Here is a 20,925-nt window from a genome sequence, read left to right on the forward strand (position 1 = left end):
CCTTCGGGGGGAGGGGGTGGGTGGCGCCGGGAGTCAGCCCAGCAATAGGGCCACCAGACTTCTGAGCGGCACCCTGTAATCGGGGGGGAGGTCTAGGCCGGCGAGAGCCAGCGCCCGGTTCTCCAGAACCGAGTTGGCCGGGCGCGCCGCGGGGCGGGGCGGTTGCAGTTCTGCGGTGGCGATGGGCGCCACCCGGTCGGGATCGCGACCGGCGGCGGCCATGATCTCCCGGGCGAACTCATACCTGGACACCGGCCCCTGATTGGTCACGTGGTACACGCCCGGGCGGCGGTCGGCGCACAGCCGTTCGATCACCGCGGCCACATCAGCGGTGAACGACGGAATGCCCCGCTGGTCGTCCACGAACTGCATCGGCCCGCCCTCGGCAGCCAGCCGCAACACCGTGCTCACCATGTTGGATCCGTGGCGACCGCACAGCCACGAGGTTCGCACCACGGTGGCCTCCCCGCTGGCCTCGTGCTCGCCGGCCAGCTTGCTGGTGCCGTAGGCCGACCGGGGATCGGGCCGATCCCACTCGTGGTAGGGCTCGGACTGATCGCCGGAGAACACGTAGTCGGTGGAGATGTGGCACAGGTGGGCGCCGAACCGGCGGGCGGCCTCGGCCACATGGCGCACCGCCAGGGCGTTGATCTGGTAGGCCCGGCCGACATCGGTCTCGCAGGCGTCCACCGCGGTGTATGCCGCGCAGTTGACCACAACATCGGGGCCGATGCCGCCAACGGCACCCAGCACCTGATCGCGACGGGTGACGTCCAGCTCCCGGCGCCCGGCAGCAACCACCTCGTGGCCCGAAGCGGCGAAGCGCTCGACCGTGTCACGGCCCAGCTGCCCGCCGGCCCCGGTAACCAACACCCTCATCGGCCAGCCCCCCTCACGGTGCCGCCGCCATCATGGCAGGGCCTTCTTCAGCGGTTCCCACCACCATCGGTTGTCCCGGTACCAGGAAACGGTGGCCGCCAGGGCCTCGTCCAGCTCCCAGACCGGCCGCCATCCCAGCCTCTGGATCTTGGCGGTGTCCACCGAATACCGCCGGTCATGGCCCAGCCGGTCGGCCACTGGCCTGATGAGCGACTCGTCCTGCCCGCATAGCTCCACCAGGCGGGCCGCCAGGTCGCGGTTGGCCAGCTCGTTGCCCCCGCCGATGTTGTAGACCTCCCCCGGCAGCCCCTGGCGCAGCACCATGTCAATGGCCGCGCAGTTGTCCTCCACATGGCACCAGTCCCGCACGTTCTGGCCGTCGCCGTACAACGGCACCGCCAGCCCGTCCAGCAGGTTGGTGGTGAACAGGGGGATGACCTTCTCCGGGTGCTGGTAAGGGCCGAAGTTGTTGGACGACCGGGTAACGGCCACCGGCAGTCCGAACGTCTTCCGATAGGCCAGCGCGATCAGGTCGGCTCCGGCTTTGGAAGCCGAGTAGGGCGAGCTGGGCGCCAGCCGGTCGGCCTCGGTGAACGAACCCGCCTCGATCGATCCGTACACCTCGTCGGTGGAGACGCACACCACCTTTTCCAATTCCAGGCGCCGGGCGGTGTCGCACACCACGTTGACGCCACCGCAGTTGGTGCGAACGAAGGCGTCGGGGCTGACGATGGAGCGGTCCACATGGCTCTCGGCCGCGAAGTGGACCACGGCGTCGCAGCCGGCCATGGCCTCGGCCACCCCTTCGCGGTCGCACACGTCGCCCTTCACGAACACCAGGCGGCGGTCGCCCTCGAGATCCCGCAGGTTGTCCCGGTTGCCGGCGTAGGTAAGGGCGTCGTACACCACCATGTCGTCGTCGGAGTGGGACATCACCCAGCGGGCGTAGTTGGCGCCCACGAACCCCGCGCCCCCGGTGATGAACAGCCTCACGCCACGCCCCCAGCCTCAGTCGAGGCCTGGACGCTCCGGGAATGTTCGCCATGGCCGCGGCCCGCCAGGCTCATCTCTCCCACCGGGGCCTCAAATGGTCGGGAATATCCGCCCGTCGGGGGTTTGCCCGGTCCCGGTCGGACAGCACCGGGTTCTCCACCCCCCAATCGGCTGCGATGTCGGGGTCGTCCCACGCCACGCCCAGTTCGTCGGCCGGGTTGTAGTAGCGGTCAACCAGGTAGGTGATGGTCATATCGGTCAGCGCCGCGAACCCGTGGGCCACGCCAGGGGGGATGTACACCCCGAGATGGCGGTTGGCGCCGTCGAACTCGGTGCCCAGGGGCACCTCTATGGTGCGCCCGCAGGAGGGCGAACCCGACCTAAGGTCATGGAGCACCACGCGGGCCCGACCGAAGGGCACATACCAGTAGTCGGCCTGTTGGCGGTGATAGTGCAGGCCCACCACCGAGCCAGCCAGCCGGTCGCCCCGATTGGCCTGGACCATCTCCCCGGCGCCCGGGATCCACTCCCGCCGGTAGGTCTCCACGAAAACCCCCCGCTGGTCGCCGTGGATGTCGGGGTACACGATGAACACGCCCGAGATCGCATCGCAGGGGCTTACCTCGGCCACTTTCCCTACCCAAGCTGTAGCTGCGAATGGTCGCCCAGCGTCAGCCGGACAGCCGGGCGGCGCTCCGGCGAGCGGGATACCCGCACCTGCTGGCCGATCAGCGAGTCGGTGATGCGGCTGATGCCCGCGATATGGCTCCCGTCCATCACCACCGAGTGGTCCAGTTCGGCATCGGCGATCACGCAGTCGGCGCCGACAGAGGTGTACGGCCCGATGAACGCGTTCTCGATGCGGGCATCGGCGCCGATCACCGCCGGTCCCCTGACCGTGGAGTTCACGATCTTGGCGCCCTCGGCCACCACCACCCTGCCCTCCACCCGGGAGGCGTCGTCCACCGCGCCGCCCACCTTGCGGACCACAGTGTCGAGCACCAGCCGGTTGCACTCCAACAGCGGATCCTTCTTGCCGGTGTCGATCCACCAGCCGTCCAGCATCTGGTGGCTCACCCGATGGCCGTTGCGGATGAGCCAGTCAATGGCATCGGTGATCTCCAGTTCGCCCCGGGCCGATGGCTCGATAGACGCCACCGCCTCATGGATGGCGGCGTCGAAGATGTACACCCCCACCAGCGCCAAGTCTGAGGGCGGGTCGGCGGGCTTTTCCACCAGGTTAACCACATCGCCGCCGGGTCCGATCTCAGCAACTCCGAACGACGACGGGTTCTGAACCGGCGTCAGCAGGATCTGGGCCCGGCACGGCCCGGCGGCGGCGTCGTCCAGCAGGCTGGGGCGGTGTCGGCGCCCCTGCTCGAACCGCTCGACGAACTCGCCGAGCCCCTGCTCCAGCATGTTGTCGCCCAGATACATCACGAAGCAGTCATCGCCCAAAAACCCGCGGGCGACGTGTACGCAGTGGGCCAGTCCCAATGGAGCGTCTTGGCGGATGTAGGTCACCGTCACCCCGAAGCGCGACCCGTCGCCCACTGCGTCTTCGATCTCCTGGTGGGTGTCGCCCACCACGATGGCGATGTCGGTGATACCCGCGGCGGCCATGTCCTCTATGCCGTAGAACAGCACCGGCTTGTTGGCGATGGGCACCAACTGCTTGGCCCGAGTGTGGGTCAGCGGGCGCAGCCTCGTGCCCGCGCCCCCCGACAAGATCAACCCCTTCATGCGCCAGCCAGTGTACGGCCCGCCCGCTGCCGCCGCGACACCGCCAACTCGACCCGGCCGACCCCACCCGGCCAGTCGCCGACGGCGCGCTCAGGCTTCTCGGGGGTCGTCGATGGTAACAGCGCCCACCTCAGCCAGGCGAGTGCTCACCATGTCCAAGGCGATCTGCTCCAGGAACTCCTTGGGCATCACGCACTCGCGGCACTCGGCGCCCTCGAGGATGAGGCGCAGGGCCACAGCCCCGCCAGACGCCGACAGCAACTCCACGTCACCGCCGTCGAGGGCCACCAGCGCCCGCAATTCATCTACGGCTTCGTCTAACAGGGCTTGATCCATCACGGCGTCTCCTGGCTGGCATCTTGTCCGAGATTCGGGGGCCGGGTTCGAGACAAGAATGCACCGGCGTCGGCCAAAATGAGCTGGCCGGTTATGCAGCGGGCCAGGTCAGAGGCCAGATACACCGACAGTCGGCCCAACTCCTCGGGCAGGGTCTCCCGACGCAGCGGGGTGGCGGCCACGATGGCATCGTGGTGGCCGGGCGGGAAGGCCCTTCTGACCTCCTCGGTGAGCGTGGTGCCGGGAGCAATGGCGTTGACCCGGATGTTGTGGGGGCCGAGCTCCACCGCCGCCGACCAGGTCAGGTGGTTGATGGCCGCCTTGGCCGCGGCGTAGCTCGACATCATGGGCGAAGGCCGCGTCGTCTCTCCCGAGCTGACGTTGATGATGACCCCGCCGCCCTGCCCCATCATCACCAGGGCCTCGGCCCGGGCACACAGCGCGGTGAGCACCAAGTTCTGGTCGACGATGTCCCGCCAGAACGCCCCGTCCATGTCCACGAACCGAGCGGTCCCCCGCCCCGCCATCATCCCCACATTGTTGACTGCGATGTCCAGCCGCCCTCCCCAGGCCGCCACATCGGCCACCAGCCGGTCGATGGCGGCATCGTCCCGCAGATCAGCCGCGAACGCTTCGGCATCGCCCCCCTCGCGGGCAATGCGGGCCACCGTCTCTTCGGCCTGACCAGCCCGAACGTCGTTCACCGCCACCGAGGCGCCGGCCCGGGCCATCCACCGGGCGATCTCCCGGCCGATGCCCGCTCCCGAGCCGGTGACCAGCGCCACCTTGCCCGAGTGGTCGATCTCGATGCCCATGCTCCTGTGGCTTCAGCCGTGCCTGAGCCCGACCCGCACCGCATCGCGGCCGGCGGTGCGCTGGAGCATGGCCATGGCCTCGTCGATCCGATCGATGTCGAACACCTCGCCCAGCAGCGGGCCGGTGGGGAACTCCCCCGTGTTCAAGATGGCCACCGCCTCCTCCATAGAGCCATGGCTGGATCCGGAACCGCCCTGCACGGTTAGGCCCTTCAGCACGATCAGATCGCTGGTCAACTCCACCGGGGCCATGTTCTTCAACCCGGCCAAGAGCACCTTGCCCCCTTGGCGCACCAAATCGAGGCACAACGGGACGGTCGCGGCGGTATCAGCGGCCAAATCGACCGCCATGTCGGCCATGGCCCCACCGGTTATCTCGGCCACCAGCGCGACGGGGTCGGTCTTGGTCACGTCGATGGTCACATCGGCGCCCACGTCGCGGGCCACCTCGAGGCGAAGCCCGTCGGCATCGGTCCCGGTGACGATCACCGTCTCGGCACCCCGGCGCTTGGCCTCGGCCGCGCACACCAGCCCCATGTGGCCCGGGCCCTGCACCACCACGGTCTCGCCCTCGGCCACCGGCATCATCTTGAACCAGTTGCACACGCTGGCCAGCGGCTCGAACAGGGTCAGCTCGGCTGCGTCAACGTCTTCGGTCAGCTTCATGAGGTGGGATCCGGGCAGCAATCCCATGTACTCCCCGTAGCCGCCCCACAGCCCGTGGTCGTCGTCTGTGCCCATGGTGTAGCCGTACAGGTTGCCCAGGCCGAACGGGTTGGCCTCGGTGGGCGGCACCCGCACGTTCAGGTCTACCGCCACCCGGTCGCCCACTGCCACCCCCAAGTCGGCGCCATCGGCCAGCTCGTGTACCCGGCCCACAATCTCGTGGCCGGGAACCAGCGGGGACTTCTCGCCCGGGACGTGCTGGTGGCCGTGGAGCTGGGCCAGGTCGCTGCCGCACATGCCCACGGCTTCCACTCTCAGCACACCGCCGCCCGGGGGCGGCTCGGGCACGGCGAAGTCGTCGCGCTTGGCGTAGGTGCCGTCGCCGTTGAACACCACTCCCCGACAGGTTCCGCTCATGATCGCCGCCTTCCTACCGGAGCTCGCGGGCCGCCGAACGCGGAATCAGCTGATCCCGCTCTTCTCCAGAATGTGGACACCGCAGCTTGACCCCAGGCCGATCACATGGGCCAGGCCCACGTTGGCCCCGGCCACCTGGCGATCGCCGGCCTCGCCCCGCAGGTGGGTGGCCACCTCGTAGACATTGGCCACACCGGTGGCCCCGATGGGATGGCCCTTGGAGATGAGCCCGCCGGACACGTTCACCGGGGTCTCGCCGTCGCGCCACGGGGCGCCCCGGTCGATGAAGTCGCCCGCGCCGCCCGGCTCGCACAAGCCCAGGTTGTCGTAGTGGATGAGCTCGGCGGTGGCGAAACAGTCGTGCAACTCCACCAGGCTGAGGTCCTCGGGACCCACCCCGGCCTGCTCGTAGGCGGCCTGGGCGGCGTTGCGGGTAAGGGTGTTCACGTCGGGCTGCATCTGCCCCGATTCCACATAGGGGTCGGTGGTCAGCACCGAGGCGGAGATCTTCACCGCCCGGGACTGCTGCTCCCGGCTCAGCGAAGCGAAACGCTCCTCCCCCACCAACACGCAGGCGGCAGCGCCATCGCCGGTGGGGCAGCACATCAGCAGGGTGTTGGGGTACGACTGCATGGGCGAGCCCATGACCTCCTCCAGGGTGAACTCCTTCTGATACTGGGCCAGGGGGTTCAGGGTGGAGTGGGCGTGGTTCTTCTGGGCCACCTTGGCAAACTGCTCGAAGCCCACCCCGTCGTTGTCGTTTGAGTACTCCATGCCGGCTTGGGCGAACACGCCGGGCATGGTGTCGGTGCCCAAGATGCCGTCAACGGGCATGACCGCGCCGTAGCGTCCCGACGGCTCGTACACGTTCTTCTCCTTGCGGGCGCCGCCGGCCAGAAGGCCCATCTTGCCCATCTGCTCCACGCCGATGGCCAAGCCCACGTCGGCCTCGCCGGCCCGAATGGCCATGATCACCGTGCGCAGGGCGGTGGCCCCGGTAGCGCAGGCGTTGGCCACGTTGTATACGGGGATGCCGGTCTGGCCGATCTGCTTCTGCACCTGCTGGCCCATGCCGGAGTTGGCCTGGAACAGGGTCCCGCAAGCCAGGATGTCCACGTCGGAAATGGCCACCCCGCCGTCGTCGAGCGCCCCCAAGGCCGCGGTGGCGGCCAAGTCCACCGCATCCTGGTCGGGGTAGCGGCCGAACGCCGTCATGTGCGTTCCCAGAACCCAGATGTCTTGAGCCATTTTCGGCCTCCTGTCGGTTGGTTGGGTCTCGTGGTCGGCCTGGCCGATCCCTGTGTCGGATCAGCCTAGGGTCAGATTGTCACGCCGGGGCGTACCCGAAGGCAACGGCCTGTTGGCCGTCGTCGTCGGTGCCCACCACATATGTGTCGAGCTTCACCTTCATGCCCAGCGTGATCTTGGCTGGATCGGATGCCACATTGATGAGGTTGGATCGAACCGAGGTGCCGTCGTCGGTGACGACGATGGCCGACACGTAGGGCGTGGGGATGGTGGGGGCAGCCCGGTACACGATGCTGAAAGTCCGCAGCGTGCCCGTGTCGCTCACCCTTGCGGTTCTGAATTCCCGCCCCCCGCACTGGGCACAGGCGTTGCGGCGGCCGAAGAACCGGGCACCGCAGCTTTCGCACTCGTTGGCCTGCAAATAGGGGCCGTCGTCCAAGACGAGATATTCCACCAGGGGGATCTGCACGACGGGCAGACTACCCCAGCGGCCCCTTCGCCGACCCAACCGCCGCTACTCGGGGACGCCGAAACCCTGGGGGAATCCGCCATCGTGGTAGCCCGACTGCTCGACCTTTTTGGCGATGCGGAAACCGTCGGGGGTGCGGGTCACGGTGTCGTGGTACCAGCCGCCCACGTAGAACATGAACAGCTTGGCGCCGTTGGGGTCGAAGGTCTTGCCGTCGTCGGCCACCGGCGCGCCCATGGGGTTGTGGAACAGCGTCGTACACTGGGCGGTGTCGCCGTCCCAGCTGCGGACGTAGGTCTTGCCCACCATGTGCTGGGTCATGGGGAATAGGGAGAGCGCGGTCTGAAGCCAGCGCTTGACCGTGGGATAGTCGGCGTTGGCGTCGTCCACGCCGGGGGCCGACGAGGAGTAGTCCAGATGGGCGTCGGGGGTGAATACCGTGTCGAGGAGGTCCCAGTCCTTCTCGTCAATGGCAATGGTGTAACGGACGATGGTGTCCTCGATGGCCAGGCGGTCGACGGGATCAGGCATGTTCATGGCCGGGAACCGTAGTAGATGATCTCGTCCAATGGCCGCCTGGGGCGGGCCGCGGAGCGGCTGGGCCTAGTTGACGACGGGTAGCCCAGCGCCACGGTGCCCACTATGCGGCGGTCGTTGGCGATGCTGAGGCCCTCGACAACGGCCGCCTCATGTTCGAAAACGCCGAAGAAGCAGGCGCCCAGGCCGGCTGCCGATGCTCCCAGCAGGAGACTGTGGACTGCCATGCCGGCGTCCACCCACCAGTAGGGAACCGGCCAGGCCTCGGCGCTGTCGCCCAGGCCGGTATGGGCCTTGTCGGGCTCGGAGTAGCGGCGGAGGTACCGCTCGGGGTTGGTGAGCACCACCACCAGAACGGGTGCGGCCAGCAAACCGGGCCAGGGGAACTCGGCTCGGCGCTCGGGCGTGAGGGTCAGCCGCCAGTACTGCTCGGGGTCGGAGACCACGCAGAACTCCACGGCCTGGGTGTTGCCCGCCGACGGTGAGCGCCGGGCCTGGTCGAGCAGCTCGGCCACTGAGCCATCGGGGAGCGGATCGGCGAGGAAGTCGCGGCACATCGGCCGCCGAGTAGGAGGTGAGCCGCTCATGGCAGGCGCGGCCCAACAGCCACCGGGCCCACGGCCACCGGGTCTACGGCCAGCTTGTTCAGGCGTACTTGAGCAGGTTCTCGGCCATGATCCAGCCGAAGGCGATCATGGTGTCGCCTCCGCCGCGGTCCACCTTGTCGAACAGGGCGACCACCTCGGGGGCGATGCTGTCGGGCTTGGCCGTCTCGTAGTCGAGCAGACAGGCCTGGTTGTCGTTGCCCACCACCCGGAAGTCCCGGTCGAGATACCGGGAGGCGCTGATGTGGAACCGTTTGGCCAGCCGGCGGCCCCAGGCCCGCTCCTCCCCGGAGGCCTTGTGCCCCGGGCGGGGAACGATGTCCACCAGGGGCTTGAAGGTGTCGAACCCGCCGGGGTTGTCGAACTGGGTGCCCATCAGCACGTCTTCGTCGGGGAAGGCCATCAGCGCCCGGTGGAGCTGGGCCTCGGTGATCTGGCGGAGAACGGTGCTGCGCTTAGAGGTGCGGGCCACCGACGCCAGCCCCACCAGCACGCTCGGCGTCCCGCCGATGCGCTCCAGCGTGGAGAAGGAGAATCCTCGGAGCTTCCCGTTCTCCCGGGCGGTGGAGATCAGCACCCACTCCTCGGTCTGCTTGGAGAGCAGCCCCACCGAGAACGGATTGGGGCCGTCAGCACACATGTCCGCCATCTCGGCCAGCTCAGCGTCGGTGACCGCTGTGCAGTCCTTGGTTTCGACGTCTATTGCCATGCGCTGCTCTCTCTCCTCGCTCGCTTTTTCCCACAGATCCCCCCGTGGGCACCCCTATAGTCCATCAACCGCCCCGGTAGGCGCGCAAACCCGCAGGAACACAAGGGTTTCACCGATGGGCTTGCCCCCGGCAAAATGCCAGCTAGTCGGGCTACACGGCGATGGCGTTCTCGCCCAGCATCTCCCGCAGCTCGCCGATCAAACCGCTTCCCGCGTCCACCCCATAGGCCGAGGAGAGCTTGATGCCCTTGTCGGCGCCGAGCATGAGAATCACCTCGGACTTGCCGGGATGGCCGGCAAGAGCCGACTTGAGGCCGTCGATGCGATCGGGGGTCAGCCTGCGAGCAGGGAGATTCACCCGCAGGGGCCCCAGGCCGTTGGCCCAGTCGAGGCGCACCGGCTCCACTCGGCTGCACAGAAGCTTGGGCTCTTCGTCGCGGCTTTCCAGCCTCCCCTCCATGACAACCACGAGATCGTTCTCGATCTTGTGGCCGTGCTCGGCAAGGGCCTTGGGGAACAGAGTCACCTCCAGGCTGCCGTAGAGGTCCTCTAGCTCGCACGACCCCATCTGGTCGCCTCGCTTGGTCCACCTCTTGCTGAAGTTGCTGACAACCCCGCCCACCTTGACCCGGGTGCCCTCCTCGACATCCACAAGCTGGTCGATCCGGTGGCTGGTCCTGCGGGCCAGCACCCCCTCCAAGCCCATGACCGGATGATCGGACACGTACAGCCCCAGCATCTCCCTCTCGGCGGCCAGTCGGCGGGCCTTGTCGAACTCGGTGTCGGGGATGGCGATGTCCTCGTAGACGGAATCGAGGGCGCCCTCGTCGAACAGGCTCATCACCCCTTGCTCGCGCTCGCGCTGCTGCTGGATGCCTCGCCGCATGATCGGCTCGAACACGTTGAGCAGCCCCTGGCGGGGGTGGCCCAGCGAGTCGAAACTGCCCGCTTTGACGAGGGCTTCCACGACCCCCTTGTTCAGCACCATCGGGTCGACCCGCTGGCAGAAGTCGTAGAAGTCGGCGAACGGGCCATTCTCGGCCCGCTCGTCCAGAATCATCTGCGCCGCGCCCGCCCCCACTTGGCGGATGGCGGAGAGCCCGAAGGAGATGGACGGCTCGCCGCCGGGCGATCGGATGGCGGCGAAGTCGGAATGGGAGAGGTTCACGTCGGGCAGGGTCACCCTGATCCCCCGCTGGCGGCAGTCGGCCAGGTACACAGCCGCCTTCTCCAGCTTGTTCTTCACGCTGGTCAAAAGGGCGGCCATGTACTCCACCGGGTAGTTGGCCTTGAGGTAGGCCCCCTGATATGCGATCAGGCCGTAGCCATAGGAGTGGCTCTTGTTGAAGGCGTAGTCGGCGAACTGTTCGATGATGTCGAACAGCTCCGTGCCCAGATCGGTGCCGTAGCCGTGCTGATCGCAGCCCTCCACGAAGGAGTCCCGCTCCTTGGCCATCAGCTCGCGGTCTTTCTTGCCGCAGGCCTTGCGGAGGTTGTCGGCCTCGGCCAGGGAATAGCCGGCGAACCGCTGGGCCACCCGCATGACGCTCTCCTGGTAGATCATAAGACCGTAGGTGTCGGCCAAGATGTCGGACGCGTCCTCGTGGAAGAACTCCACCGGCCGGCGGCCGTTCTTGCGATCGGCGTAGTCGTGGTGCATGTTGGCGGCCATCGGGCCGGGCCGATACAGGGCCACCAGGGCGGCCACATCGTCGAAGCAGGTGGGCTTCAGGGATCGCATCAACGCTCGAATCGGGGGGCTCTCCAGCTGGAACACCCCGATGGTGTCGCCCCGGGCCAGCAGCTCGTAGGTGGCCGAGTCGTCCAGCGATACGTTGTCGATGTCCATCGCAGTGCCCAGGGACTGCTCGATGAGCCCGAGCGCATCTTCGATGACGTCCAGGTTCCGCAAGCCCAGGAAGTCCATCTTCAGCAGGCCCAGGTCTTCCACCGCGTGCATCTCATACTGGGTGACGATGGGCACCTCGTCGAGGCTCTGGTTCGGTGAGGCCTTGCGCTGGATGGGGAGGTGCTCGGTAAGCGGCTCCTTGGTGATCACCACCGCGGCGGCGTGGATGCCGTCCTGGCGGCGCAGGCCCTCTAGGCCGCGGGCCACATCGATCACCTTGTGGGCGTCCTCGTCGCTCTCGCGCATCTCCCGCAGTTCGGCCGCCGCCTTGTATCCGTCGGCGTACTCCTCGGTCGGTTCCAAACAGGCCCACAGCGGGGTGTCGCGGCCCAGCACCAGCGGGGGCATGGCCTTGGCCAGCTTGTCGCCCAGCGAATAGGGAAGGTCCAGCACCCGGGCGCTGTCGCGCACCGCGGCCCGGGCCTTGATGGTGGAGAAGGTGATGATCTGGGCCACGTGGTCCCGGCCGTACTTCTCGGTGGCGTAGCGGATGATCTCGTCCCGGTAGCGGGAGTCGAAGTCCATGTCGATGTCGGGCATGGACACCCTCGACGGGTTGAGGAACCGCTCGAACAGCAGGTCGTAGCGAATGGGATCCAGGTCGGTGATCCGCAGGCAGTAGGCCACCGCGCACCCCGCGGCGCTGCCCCGGCCCGGGCCCACCCGGATGCCCCGCTCGCGGGCGTAGCGGATCAAGTCCCAGGTGATGAGGAAGTAGGAGGAGAAGCCCATGTCGGAGATGACCTTGAGCTCGTAGGCCAGCCGGTCGGCGGCCCCGTCGGAGAGCGGGCGGCCCCAGCGGGACTCAGCCCCTTTCAAGGTCAGCTCCCGGAGGTAGTCGTCGGCGGTTTCGAAACCCTCGGGGATGGGAAAGTCGGGCAGCTGGGGATTGCCGAACTCGATCTCCACGTCGGCGCGCTCGGCGATCCACAGCGTGTTGTCGCAGGCCGGGCCCAGCTCGGCGAACAGGCCTCGCATCTCGGCGGACGACTTGAGATAGTGCTCGTTGCCGTGGAACCTCAGGCGGTCGGGATCGCTGACCAGCGAGCCGGTCTGCACGCACAGCAGGGCGTCGTGGGCCTCGGCGTCAGATCGATGGGTGTAGTGGCTGTCGTTGGTGGCCAGCAGGGGGGCGCCGATCTGCTCGGCCAGCCGAAGCAGCTCGGGGTTGGTCCTCTGCTGCTCGGGGATGCCGTGATCCTGGATCTCCACGAACAGGTTGTCCTTGCCGAAGATGTCCTGGAGGCGGGCCGCCTTGGCCACCGCCTCCTCGTACTCGTCGCGCAATAGGGACTGGAGCACGTGCCCGCCCAGACAGCCGGTGGTGGCAATCAGGCCATCGCTGTGCTCGGCCAACAGATCCCAGTCCAGCCGGGGCTTGTAGTAGTAGCCCTCGAGGAATGCCCGGCTGGACAGCTGGATGAGGTTCTTGTAACCGGCGTTGTCCTCGGCCAAAAGGGTGAGGTGGTAGTAGAGCTTGGCCCCTCCCTCGGTGCTGCCCCCGCCGTCGTCCATCTTGCCCCGCCGGGGCGGGCGCTCCGACCGGTTCTCGTGGGCCATGTAGGCCTCCGTGCCGATAATGGGCTTGACGCCCTCGGCCCGGCAGGCCCGGTAGAAGTCGATGACCCCGTACATGTTGCCGTGGTCGGTGATCCCCAGCGCGGGCTGCCCGTCGGCAGCCGCCGCCTTGACCAGGTCACCAACCCGGGAGGCGCCGTCGAGAATGGAGTACTCGGTGTGGACGTGGAGGTGGGTAAAGGAATCGGACACTGCGTTCCTGTGGAAGATGTGTGGCCTGTATGTGGATAACTTACAGGCTTGTGGTTTGGCCTGCCCCGACCATACCAACACCCGGCGACTCGTGCTTATCACCGGCTGAGGGCGCGTGTTCTCCCTGGTACACGGCTACTTGGCCATGAGCTAGCGGCGTGTCGAGTGTTTGGTTGCGGTGTTAGGCAGCGTGTCGCCGGCAGGCTGCTGTGGTCGTTGGGCTTATCCGGCTGCCTGGGCGGTGAGCGCTGCCTGCACTTTGGGCAGCGTGCCGATGCCGTCGGCCCACCCGTGACGGCGCGCCCGGGCGAGCCACGCCGCTATGTCGTCGTCGCTCATGCCGCCGCTGCGGCCCTCGAGCCGGTCGAGCACCGCTGTCCAGTCGCGCACCCCTGCATGGTGGCGGCGCGCCCTGAACGACGCGATGTGCGCTTCGACCTCAGCGATCAGCGCCGGGTCCATCACGTACGCGACGGTCACCTCGGGCACTACGACCGGCGGCGGATCCTGCTGCTGCTGTTGTTGTTGTTGTTGTTGGGTTTGGGCGGCTGCCTGGACGGTGAGGGCTGCCTGCACTTTGGGGAGTGTGCCGATGCCGTCGGCCCAGCCGTGACGGCGTGCCCGGGCGAGCCACGCCGCTATGTCGTCGTCGCTCATGCCGCCGCTGCGGCCCTCGAGCCGGTCGAGCACCGCTGTCCAGTCGCGCACCCCTGCTTGGTGGCGGCGCGCCCTGAACGACGCGATGTGCGCTTCGACCTCCGCGACCAGCGCCGGCGAGATGCCCGCGCCGTCGCCGCTGTCCGCGTCGGGGACGGCCTGCTGCTGATCGGCCCCGTCCTGGTCGTGGGGGGGTGCCTGCTGGCCGTCGGACACCGGGTCGCTGTTGTCGTCGACGCTGGGAGAGGTCTCCAGGTTCGGCCCGTAGCTGACCGTGACCTGGCGGTGCGCTGACGGCTCGCCGTTCGCCCGCTCCAGGCTCATCGAGATGTCATAGGCGCCGGTGGAACCGTACAACGCCGGATCCAGCGTCAAATCGACCCGCAACAGCCTGTCCCAGTGGCCCGGCTTGACATGCATGGCGAACCAGTGCCTGGGCCCCGCGACCTTCGTGTACGACGACGGGCTGGCGCCCGCCTGATCGGCGCGATGCACCGTCGCGGCCACCGGCGCGTTGTCCCACGACCCGTCGGGGCGGCCGGTGCGCAGCCGGATGCGCAGCACATCCCAGCACAACCCCGCAGAGCGGCCCTCGCAGTCGGGCGGCCCGTCGACCCTGAGCCAGAACCGTCCCAGCCCCGAACGGCTCTCGCCCGCACGGCTCAACACGCTGACCTGACCGATCACCGCCCCATCGGCGCCCACAGCATCGAAGCCCCTCAGATCGTCGTCGACTACCGCCACCGCCATGTTGAAGTCCGACTCCGCCTGAGCCTTGGACTCGCTTCGCCGCAGGATCTTCGACAGCGAACCCGACGTGTCCCAGTTCTCGCTGAACACATGACGAATGATGCGGGTCTCGGACCTCACATCGTCGTCGTGAGCGGCGGTCACCGTCACCGTGCGCACCTCATCGTGATCGCGGTGCGTCCACGACACCACCGCAGGGTCGAACGACAGCCCCTCGCCGGTGGGGGTGATCGTCAACGGCGACCCCGGCGCGGGAATGTTGGAGTTGCGCACCGTGTACTGAACGGTGCGGCCCTCCCCGACGCGCAGACACTCCCGCTCGCGACAGTGGAAACTGAAACGCGGATCAGGGTCGAACACCGGATCCAACCCCCGGGAGCGCTTAACCACCACCGTGACCGGCGCGAACGCCACCGACGCGTCCGACGACGACAACAACAACTGGAACTTCGCGTCAGGCCCATTCGCCGGCAAACCATCCGCGCCAGAAGCCACACCAGTCACCTCCACCACCCGATAACCCTTGTGCAGCGCAGGCTCGTCAATAGACGTGTAACCCGCCCAATCCGCAGCAGTGAAATCGAAACTCACCGACCCAGACCGCGCACGCCTCTCGGTAAACACCCACTCTCTGATAACCCCAGTACCGGTAGTCTTTTCATGCAGACGACCAGGGCCCGCAACATAACCATCCTGCACCTTCTCGCCCACAACACCGTTACGCGCGTTATGGCCATTCACATACTTGCGGCCCATGAACAAAACCGCAGGATGATTCACCAAAAAACGCGACGGATCAGACGACGCAGCCGTCACCGACACCCGCGAAGTCACCTCCTTAGCCAAATCCAAACGCACAGACACCGTCTCACCCTCACCCACAAACACCACCGAAGGCGCCGACACCAACAGATCCGACGCCTCATTCACCGACCCGTTCACCCCGATCTTCATGGTCTCCGTGCGGGGGGCGGACCACGAGCCGCTGCTGACACTGGAGCTACGCACAAAGCTGCTGTCAGCGATGCTGAAGCCGGGCGTCCCGCCCGAGTCCTCGTTGTTTGAAGCCGCGCTGTCGACACGGTTGTTGCCCGAAAGACTGCCATGGTTGTCGAGCACAATGAAATACTCGGTGTCCGCCGCGAGGCTGATGCCGCTCCCCGGCGCCGCGAAACGCAGCCTCTGAACACTGCTGAACGGCGAGAAAGCCGGCCACGCCAACGTCCCGACAACACCGCCGGGGCGGCCGTCCGCCTCAGCATGCACCGACACCGACAACTTCGAAACCGCAGCAGCATCAGTCAACTGAGCAAACTGCACATGGACACTGCTCAACGTGTAACCCAACGCGTTGCCGCCCGTCGAGAACGCCTGCGCAGCATCCAACAAAGGCAACTCGTAGTCGTTCCCCTCGCTCTGGCCCAGATTGCTCACCAACACCGACTCAGTCGGCGACTGCGCCCCAGCAGGCGACGACGGCGACACAGCCAGCACCGCAGCCAACACCGCCAACACCGCCAACACGCGCACCACGCGGCATCGGCCCCTCACAGGCACGACCCCCCCCCCCCCCCCCCCCCCCGAACGGAGAGACCCATCAACAACACCAACAACAGACGAACCAGCCAACACGCTCACAACATGACCCTCCCGCTCAGCCTTCAACGGCCTGCGATATCTTTGCAGCATCCAAGCGCTGAACACATCCCGACGCCGGAACACGCGCAGCAATACATGCAGCCAGCATACGGACCCACACACACCCGGTCAACGACGCCATAGCCCCAGCGCCCTGCCGGCCGCCTTGGGCGCTGCCGTGCGCCACGCGAATGACCCGGGCCGAAGCCCGGGTCGACAGCCGAATCGTGCAAAGTCGCTTTCGTTCTCGTGTTCATCCACAAGCTGGTTCAGGCGCAGGGGGTCGACTCCTGGCACGAACCCAGTCGAATGGGTCCGGACGCGATATGGCTCGGCCGACAGGGATGCGTCCGGCCACAGTCCGCAACGCAGCACACATGCTCACGACACGACACCAACCAACACCGCAACCAAACACTCGACACACCACTAGAGATAGGTGCCCGGGGCGCGGTCGGGGCCGGGGACAGGGGCGCCGGGGGGCAGTTCGGCCCGGATGTTGGCAAGCTGCTGCTGCGCGGAGACCTGCTGGGCGAACAGGGCGGCCTGGATGCCCTGGATCAGGCCCTCCAGCCACCCCACCAACTGGGCTTTGGCCACCTGGAGCTCGGGTTGGCTGGGGGGGTGGTCTTGGGGAAACGGCAGGATCAGGCGGTCGAGCTCCTCGCTCAGATCAGGGGACAGCGCCGAGCCCAGCTCCTCGATCGAAGTGGCGTATATCTCCCGCAGCCGGTCGCGGCTGGACTCGTCCAGCGAAGCCTGGCGAACCTCTTCCAAGAGCTGCTTCATCATCGTGCCGACCCTCATCACCTTGGCCGGCTGCTCTATGGCCTCCCTGGCCGTCTCGGGCTCAGTCTTCCCGCTATCGGGAAGCGCCCCATCGTGGACAACCTCGGCGGGCTCAGCAGGCATCGGCTGGCGGGTGTCGGACATGGCTGGCAATCTACCCGCTGCCACCCAGATCCGGGCAACGCTGTTCAGCCCCGGGTTCCGTAGGCGGCCAGACAGGGGACCAGCATCTCAGCCGAGGTCAGCGAGCCGTGGCGGGCGATCAACTGGAACGCCGCCTTCGACTCTTTGCCCGAAGGATTTTTCGCCGGGGGCTTGGGCTCGGTGAACGCCACCGGGTCGCGCGGCGCCAAGACCACATCGCCCATCCGCGACCGAGCCTCCGGGCTCACCCGGGGACCGAGCCACTCCTCGTCCAGAACCTGCTGCCGCCCGGCCACCAGGCCGTAGCGGCCGTAGCGGTCGGCGGCCGCCGCCAACAGCTCGGCAGCCCGGCCGGGCCGGGCGTGCAGCCAGCGGAACCGGGCCTCCCCCGAGACCACCGCCGACAGGGCCAGCACCTCGCGGTCGAGTTCCACGGTGGCGTCGCCCACCATGACCAGACCGTGGTCGGACACCACCACCAGCGCCGCCTCCGGGGGCAGCGCGGCCAGGAGCTGGGCCACCAGATGGTCCACATCGGCGTACTCGGCGTCCAGGTGGGGGCCGAATCCGTACTCGTGGGCCACCCGGTCGGGCCCGTCGTAGTAGGCGTACACCAGCGGTGCGCCGCCGTCCACCAGCATCTGCGCCTCCACCGCGATAGAGCTGGTCAGCTTGTAGCCCCGGTGGTCGACCCCGTCGAGATGGGCCCGGGTGAAGCCGGTCCCGCGGAACTCGCTGCGGCCCACCACCGGCACCCGCCGCCCGAAGAAAGGGGGCCGGGTCTGCACCTGCTCGGGCACGATCGTCTTGCGGGCATCGGCCTTCTTCGGCCCCGCCGTCCATCGCAAGGCGTTCAACACCTGTCCCTGGATGTGTATCTGGTAGCCGATCAGGCCGTGCTCGCCGGGGGTCGCGCCAGTGGTCAGCGAGGTCAGCGCCGTGGTGGTGGTGGTGGGCGCCACCGTGGTGATGGGGCCGCCTTCCATGGCCGACAGCACCGGGGCCAGCCCAGCCCGCACCTGAAGCTGCTCCCACCCCATGCCGTCCACCAGCAACAGCACCACTGCCTTGGCGTCGCGGGCCGGCGCGGGCAGCCAGCCCGAGGCGTCCGGCGGGCCGAGCAGGGCGGGCACCACGTTGCTCAGACAAGCCCCCCGGTAGTCGGGCAGCACCGGGAAACCTCTCCCCGGATCGCCGGTATCCAGCCTGTCGCTGCCGCGGTCACTACCCATCGAGCCTTCAACCTAACCGCCCACCACCGCCCACCACCCGCATTGCAATGCCCCGAACACAGTGCCAGCCAATGGCACCAGCACATCACCGGCAAACAGCCACCACTAGGGTGAGGGGCGGTGAGAGTATCGACGCGGGGGGACTACGCCAGCCGGGCGCTGCTGTCGCTGGCCCTGCACGCCGAAGAGGCCGGCCCCACCTCGGTGCGCGACATCGCCGAGCGCACCGGCCTCCCCCAGCCCTACCTGGAGCAGATCCTCCAAGCCCTGAAAGGGGCAGGGCTGGTCCGCTCCAAACGGGGGGCGGGCGGGGGCTACGCCTTGGCCCGCCCGGCCGACGAGATCAAGCTGAGCGAGATCGTCAGCGCAGTGGACGGGCCAATCGTGCTCGGCGATTTCGGAGAACCCCACCAAGACGGGGCCTGCGACCACGAGGGCCAGTGCGTGCTGCTGGCCATTTGGACCCACGCCGGCGACATCATGCACGACCTGCTCAGCGACTACACCCTGGCCGACATCGCCATGGCCGCCAGCGGCCTGCTCCCCTGGCCCGGAACCGACTGACGCCCCCTCAGCGCCTGCTCCTGTGGCCCCGGTATCGACTGATCTCCCAGTTACTGTTGGAGAAGCCGGTAGAGCCGGGAGAGGTCCGCGGGAAGCTCGGCCTCAAAATGGAGCCGTTCGCCGGTACCGGGATGGTCGAAGGCCAGGGTGCGGGCGTGCAGCGCAGGGCGGCCGATGCCGACGACGGTCGGGCCGCCGTAGAGGTCGTCGCCCAGTACCGGGTGGCCGATGGCGGCCAGATGCACCCTGATCTGATGGGTGCGTCCGGTTTCCAGCTCCAGTTCCAAACAGGCGGTGTCATAGGCAACCACATCGTCGGATGACTCGGCGCCGGCCGGCATTCGGGCCGCAACCCGATAGCGGGTTCGAGCCGGGCGGCCGTCGGCGGCCACCGCCATCTTGACGGGGTGGCGGGCAGAGCGGCCCACCGGGGCGTCGATCACCCCCCGGTCGTCGGGCGGCATTCCCGCTACCAGGGCGGTATAGCCCCGATGAACCTCCCGCCGGCCCAACGCCGCGGTAAGCGCCTCATGGCCATCCGGTGTGCGGGCCACCATGAGCAGCCCCGAGGTGCCCTTGTCGAGCCGGTGGACAATACCGGGCCGCTCCGGCGCGCCCACCTCGGCAATCTCGGGGAACCGGGCCAGCAGGCCGTTCACCAACGTGGCCGACCCATGGCCCGATCCGGGGTGGACCACCAGATTGGCCGGCTTGTGTACCACGATCACCTGTTCGTCGGCGTGCAGCACCTCGATCTCTACTGAAGGGTCAGGCCCCGGTGCCAGCCGGCCCGCCGACGGGGCCTCCAGCAGCATTATCTGATCGCCGATCACCATCCGCTGCGACCGCCCGTCGGCTGGAGCACCGTTTATCGCCACCTTTTGGCCATCGATCAGGCGGGCGGCCTCGGCTCGGCTGCATTCCCACACCAGCGCCACCACCCGGTCAAGGCGCTCGCCGGCCAGCGCCTGGGGCACAACTCCCTCAAGGCTCAAGGGACTCATCGGGCGGGACCTGTGCAGACACCGGCTCAGGCCGGCGATGGCGGGGAGCGATCAGAACCAGGGTGATCCCGGCCACCACGATGGCGGCGTCGGCCGCGTTGAACACCGGCCACCACTGGAGGTCGACGAAGTCCACCACCGCCCCGCCCAAGAACCCGTCGCCGGCCCTGGCCGCCCGGTCGGCCAGGTTGCCCACCGCCCCGCCCAGCACCATGCCCAACAGCGCCGGCGGCAGCGTCAGGCGGCGGCCTCCCCAGCTGGCCCAGGCCACCACGGACACAAACAGCAGGGCGACCACCGCGATGGCGGTCTCGAGATCCTGGCCCAGGCCGAAGGCGGCCCCGGTGTTGTGAACCAAGTGCAGCCGCAAAGTCCACACCAAGTCGATGTCCCGGTCGTCCAGGGCCTCCAGCGCCCACCACTTGGTCAACTGGTCTACGGCCACCACCAACGCAGCCACCACCAGCAATACCTGGTTGTGGCGCCGGCTAGACCGGGGCTCTGCCCCGGCCGGGGAATCAGCCCTAGAATCCACCGGCTTTGTGCTCAACCCGCTCAGCCGCCCACGGAATGGCGTTGAGCCGCTGGCGGGGGATCGGCTTGCCCGACACCAGGCAAATGCCGTAGCTGCCGTTTTCGATCCGGGCCAGGGCGGCGTCGATCTGATCGACCGCGGCCCGGGCGTGGGCGCTTAGCGCCAGGTCGCGCTCCCGCTCCACCGCCAGGGTGTCGCCCTCGCCCGACTCCTCGTCGAACTGGACGTCGCCGGGCTCCCGCTCCTCCACCAGGGAGTCGGCCTCAGCCTTGAGCCGGGTGGCCGAGGTGACATAGCGGCTGCGCTCTTCCAGCAGCAACCGGCGCTGCTTGTCCAGGTACTTGGCATCGAAGAGCGGCTTCTTGGCCGCGGGCTTCTTCGCCGCGGGCCCGCGGTCGCCGGCTTTTTTCTCTGCCGGCTGTTTTGGTGCGGTCTTCTTGGCAGCCATCGCAGGCGGGAGTGTAGCCGCCATTCGCTTCCCAATGGCCCAGGGGGGCTAAACAATGTCCGAACCTG

The 20,925-nt window shown here is 67.8% G+C and carries 20 protein-coding genes; 1 reads left to right on the forward strand and 19 read right to left on the reverse strand.

Translation table 11 applies throughout. From position 1 onward, the window contains the following. Positions 1-33: 33 nt before the first annotated feature. The 16 genes from rfbD to ACOGXA_RS06890 form a co-directional block, all read right to left on the reverse strand. On the reverse strand, positions 34-879 hold the full coding sequence (gene rfbD, locus ACOGXA_RS06815; protein ID WP_419926517.1) for a dTDP-4-dehydrorhamnose reductase: 846 nt from the start codon (positions 877-879) through the stop codon (positions 34-36). Positions 880-909: 30 nt separating this feature from the next. Continuing rightward, positions 910-1,872 (reverse strand): dTDP-glucose 4,6-dehydratase, encoded by a 963-nt coding sequence (gene rfbB / locus ACOGXA_RS06820; protein WP_419926518.1) that lies wholly within the window; start codon positions 1,870-1,872, stop codon positions 910-912. A 70-nt stretch (positions 1,873-1,942) separates the two neighbouring features. Beyond that, entirely contained in the window at positions 1,943-2,503 is a 561-nt protein-coding gene (locus tag ACOGXA_RS06825; protein WP_419926519.1) for a dTDP-4-dehydrorhamnose 3,5-epimerase family protein, read from the reverse strand. Positions 2,504-2,508: 5 nt separating this feature from the next. Further along, positions 2,509-3,615, reverse strand: coding sequence for a glucose-1-phosphate thymidylyltransferase (locus ACOGXA_RS06830; protein ID WP_419926520.1), 1,107 nt, complete (start codon positions 3,613-3,615; stop codon positions 2,509-2,511). A 90-nt stretch (positions 3,616-3,705) separates the two neighbouring features. Next, positions 3,706-3,951 (reverse strand): NifU family protein, encoded by a 246-nt coding sequence (locus ACOGXA_RS06835; protein WP_419926521.1) that lies wholly within the window; start codon positions 3,949-3,951, stop codon positions 3,706-3,708. Beyond that, entirely contained in the window at positions 3,951-4,766 is an 816-nt protein-coding gene (locus ACOGXA_RS06840; RefSeq protein ID WP_419926522.1) for an SDR family NAD(P)-dependent oxidoreductase, read from the reverse strand. The genes ACOGXA_RS06835 and ACOGXA_RS06840 overlap by 1 nt, the downstream gene beginning before the upstream one ends. Before the next feature lie 12 nt (positions 4,767-4,778). Next, positions 4,779-5,849 (reverse strand): zinc-dependent alcohol dehydrogenase, encoded by a 1,071-nt coding sequence (locus ACOGXA_RS06845; protein WP_419926523.1) that lies wholly within the window; start codon positions 5,847-5,849, stop codon positions 4,779-4,781. A 45-nt stretch (positions 5,850-5,894) separates the two neighbouring features. Beyond that, positions 5,895-7,097 carry a thiolase family protein gene (locus tag ACOGXA_RS06850; RefSeq protein WP_419926524.1) on the reverse strand — a complete coding sequence of 401 codons (1,203 nt, stop codon included), beginning with the start codon at positions 7,095-7,097 and terminating at the stop codon, positions 5,895-5,897. 79 nt (positions 7,098-7,176) lie between these two features. After that, on the reverse strand, positions 7,177-7,566 hold the full coding sequence (locus ACOGXA_RS06855) for a Zn-ribbon domain-containing OB-fold protein (protein WP_419926525.1): 390 nt from the start codon (positions 7,564-7,566) through the stop codon (positions 7,177-7,179). A 45-nt stretch (positions 7,567-7,611) separates the two neighbouring features. After that, positions 7,612-8,103, reverse strand: a complete 492-nt coding sequence (locus tag ACOGXA_RS06860) for a nuclear transport factor 2 family protein (RefSeq protein ID WP_419926526.1) — start codon at positions 8,101-8,103, stop codon at positions 7,612-7,614. Next, positions 8,100-8,660, reverse strand: coding sequence for a nitroreductase family protein (locus ACOGXA_RS06865; RefSeq protein WP_419926527.1), 561 nt, complete (start codon positions 8,658-8,660; stop codon positions 8,100-8,102). The genes ACOGXA_RS06860 and ACOGXA_RS06865 overlap by 4 nt, the downstream gene beginning before the upstream one ends. Positions 8,661-8,748: 88 nt before the next feature. After that, positions 8,749-9,417, reverse strand: coding sequence for a hypothetical protein (locus tag ACOGXA_RS06870; RefSeq protein WP_419926528.1), 669 nt, complete (start codon positions 9,415-9,417; stop codon positions 8,749-8,751). 151 nt (positions 9,418-9,568) lie between these two features. Continuing rightward, positions 9,569-13,096, reverse strand: a complete 3,528-nt coding sequence (dnaE, locus tag ACOGXA_RS06875; RefSeq protein ID WP_419926529.1) for a DNA polymerase III subunit alpha — start codon at positions 13,094-13,096, stop codon at positions 9,569-9,571. Between the two features lie 222 nt (positions 13,097-13,318). After that, a complete protein-coding gene (locus ACOGXA_RS06880) occupies positions 13,319-16,036 on the reverse strand; it encodes a choice-of-anchor R domain-containing protein (protein ID WP_419926530.1) in 2,718 nt (905 codons plus the stop codon). 534 nt (positions 16,037-16,570) lie between these two features. Further along, the gene (locus ACOGXA_RS06885) at positions 16,571-17,074 is read right to left on the reverse strand and encodes a proteasome activator (protein WP_419926531.1); all 504 of its coding nucleotides are present in this window, start codon (positions 17,072-17,074) and stop codon (positions 16,571-16,573) included. Positions 17,075-17,118: 44 nt separating this feature from the next. Then, a complete protein-coding gene (locus ACOGXA_RS06890; RefSeq protein ID WP_419926532.1) occupies positions 17,119-18,306 on the reverse strand; it encodes an alkaline phosphatase family protein in 1,188 nt (395 codons plus the stop codon). A gap of 120 nt (positions 18,307-18,426) precedes the next feature. Between ACOGXA_RS06890 and ACOGXA_RS06895 the strand changes: the two genes are divergently transcribed. Then, a complete protein-coding gene (locus ACOGXA_RS06895; RefSeq protein ID WP_419926533.1) occupies positions 18,427-18,870 on the forward strand; it encodes an RrF2 family transcriptional regulator in 444 nt (147 codons plus the stop codon). Positions 18,871-18,920: 50 nt separating this feature from the next. Here ACOGXA_RS06895 and ACOGXA_RS06900 read toward each other — a convergent pair whose 3' ends face one another. The 3 genes from ACOGXA_RS06900 to ACOGXA_RS06910 are packed head-to-tail and all read right to left on the reverse strand — an operon-like array spanning position 18,921 to position 20,857. Beyond that, a complete protein-coding gene (locus ACOGXA_RS06900; protein WP_419926534.1) occupies positions 18,921-19,874 on the reverse strand; it encodes an RluA family pseudouridine synthase in 954 nt (317 codons plus the stop codon). After that, positions 19,855-20,409 carry a signal peptidase II gene (gene lspA, locus ACOGXA_RS06905; protein WP_419926535.1) on the reverse strand — a complete coding sequence of 185 codons (555 nt, stop codon included), beginning with the start codon at positions 20,407-20,409 and terminating at the stop codon, positions 19,855-19,857. Before lspA ends, ACOGXA_RS06900 begins: the two co-directional genes overlap by 20 nt. Further along, the gene (locus tag ACOGXA_RS06910) at positions 20,399-20,857 is read right to left on the reverse strand and encodes a TraR/DksA family transcriptional regulator (protein ID WP_419926536.1); all 459 of its coding nucleotides are present in this window, start codon (positions 20,855-20,857) and stop codon (positions 20,399-20,401) included. Before ACOGXA_RS06910 ends, lspA begins: the two co-directional genes overlap by 11 nt. Positions 20,858-20,925: the final 68 nt, after the last annotated feature.

Origin of the sequence: Candidatus Poriferisocius sp., from assembly GCF_965208475.1 — a bacterium.
In the GTDB taxonomy this organism is placed as follows: domain Bacteria; phylum Actinomycetota; class Acidimicrobiia; order Acidimicrobiales; family Bin134; genus Poriferisocius.

What these genes read in the sequence shown, in the direction of transcription:
- ACOGXA_RS06865 (WP_419926527.1), bottom strand. Translation starts at nt 8,660, where the DNA reads ATGTGCCGCGACTTCCTCGCCGATCCGCTCCCCGATGGCTCAGTGGCC.
- rfbD (WP_419926517.1), bottom strand. Translation starts at nt 879, where the DNA reads ATGAGGGTGTTGGTTACCGGGGCCGGCGGGCAGCTGGGCCGTGACACG.
- ACOGXA_RS06860 (WP_419926526.1), bottom strand. Translation starts at nt 8,103, where the DNA reads ATGAACATGCCTGATCCCGTCGACCGCCTGGCCATCGAGGACACCATC.
- ACOGXA_RS06835 (WP_419926521.1), bottom strand. Translation starts at nt 3,951, where the DNA reads ATGGATCAAGCCCTGTTAGACGAAGCCGTAGATGAATTGCGGGCGCTG.
- ACOGXA_RS06900 (WP_419926534.1), bottom strand. Translation starts at nt 19,874, where the DNA reads ATGAGTCCCTTGAGCCTTGAGGGAGTTGTGCCCCAGGCGCTGGCCGGC.
- ACOGXA_RS06910 (WP_419926536.1), bottom strand. Translation starts at nt 20,857, where the DNA reads ATGGCTGCCAAGAAGACCGCACCAAAACAGCCGGCAGAGAAAAAAGCC.
- ACOGXA_RS06830 (WP_419926520.1), bottom strand. Translation starts at nt 3,615, where the DNA reads ATGAAGGGGTTGATCTTGTCGGGGGGCGCGGGCACGAGGCTGCGCCCG.
- ACOGXA_RS06885 (WP_419926531.1), bottom strand. Translation starts at nt 17,074, where the DNA reads ATGTCCGACACCCGCCAGCCGATGCCTGCTGAGCCCGCCGAGGTTGTC.
- ACOGXA_RS06840 (WP_419926522.1), bottom strand. Translation starts at nt 4,766, where the DNA reads ATGGGCATCGAGATCGACCACTCGGGCAAGGTGGCGCTGGTCACCGGC.
- ACOGXA_RS06845 (WP_419926523.1), bottom strand. Translation starts at nt 5,849, where the DNA reads ATGAGCGGAACCTGTCGGGGAGTGGTGTTCAACGGCGACGGCACCTAC.
- ACOGXA_RS06870 (WP_419926528.1), bottom strand. Translation starts at nt 9,417, where the DNA reads ATGGCAATAGACGTCGAAACCAAGGACTGCACAGCGGTCACCGACGCT.
- ACOGXA_RS06850 (WP_419926524.1), bottom strand. Translation starts at nt 7,097, where the DNA reads ATGGCTCAAGACATCTGGGTTCTGGGAACGCACATGACGGCGTTCGGC.
- ACOGXA_RS06890 (WP_419926532.1), bottom strand. Translation starts at nt 18,306, where the DNA reads ATGGGTAGTGACCGCGGCAGCGACAGGCTGGATACCGGCGATCCGGGG.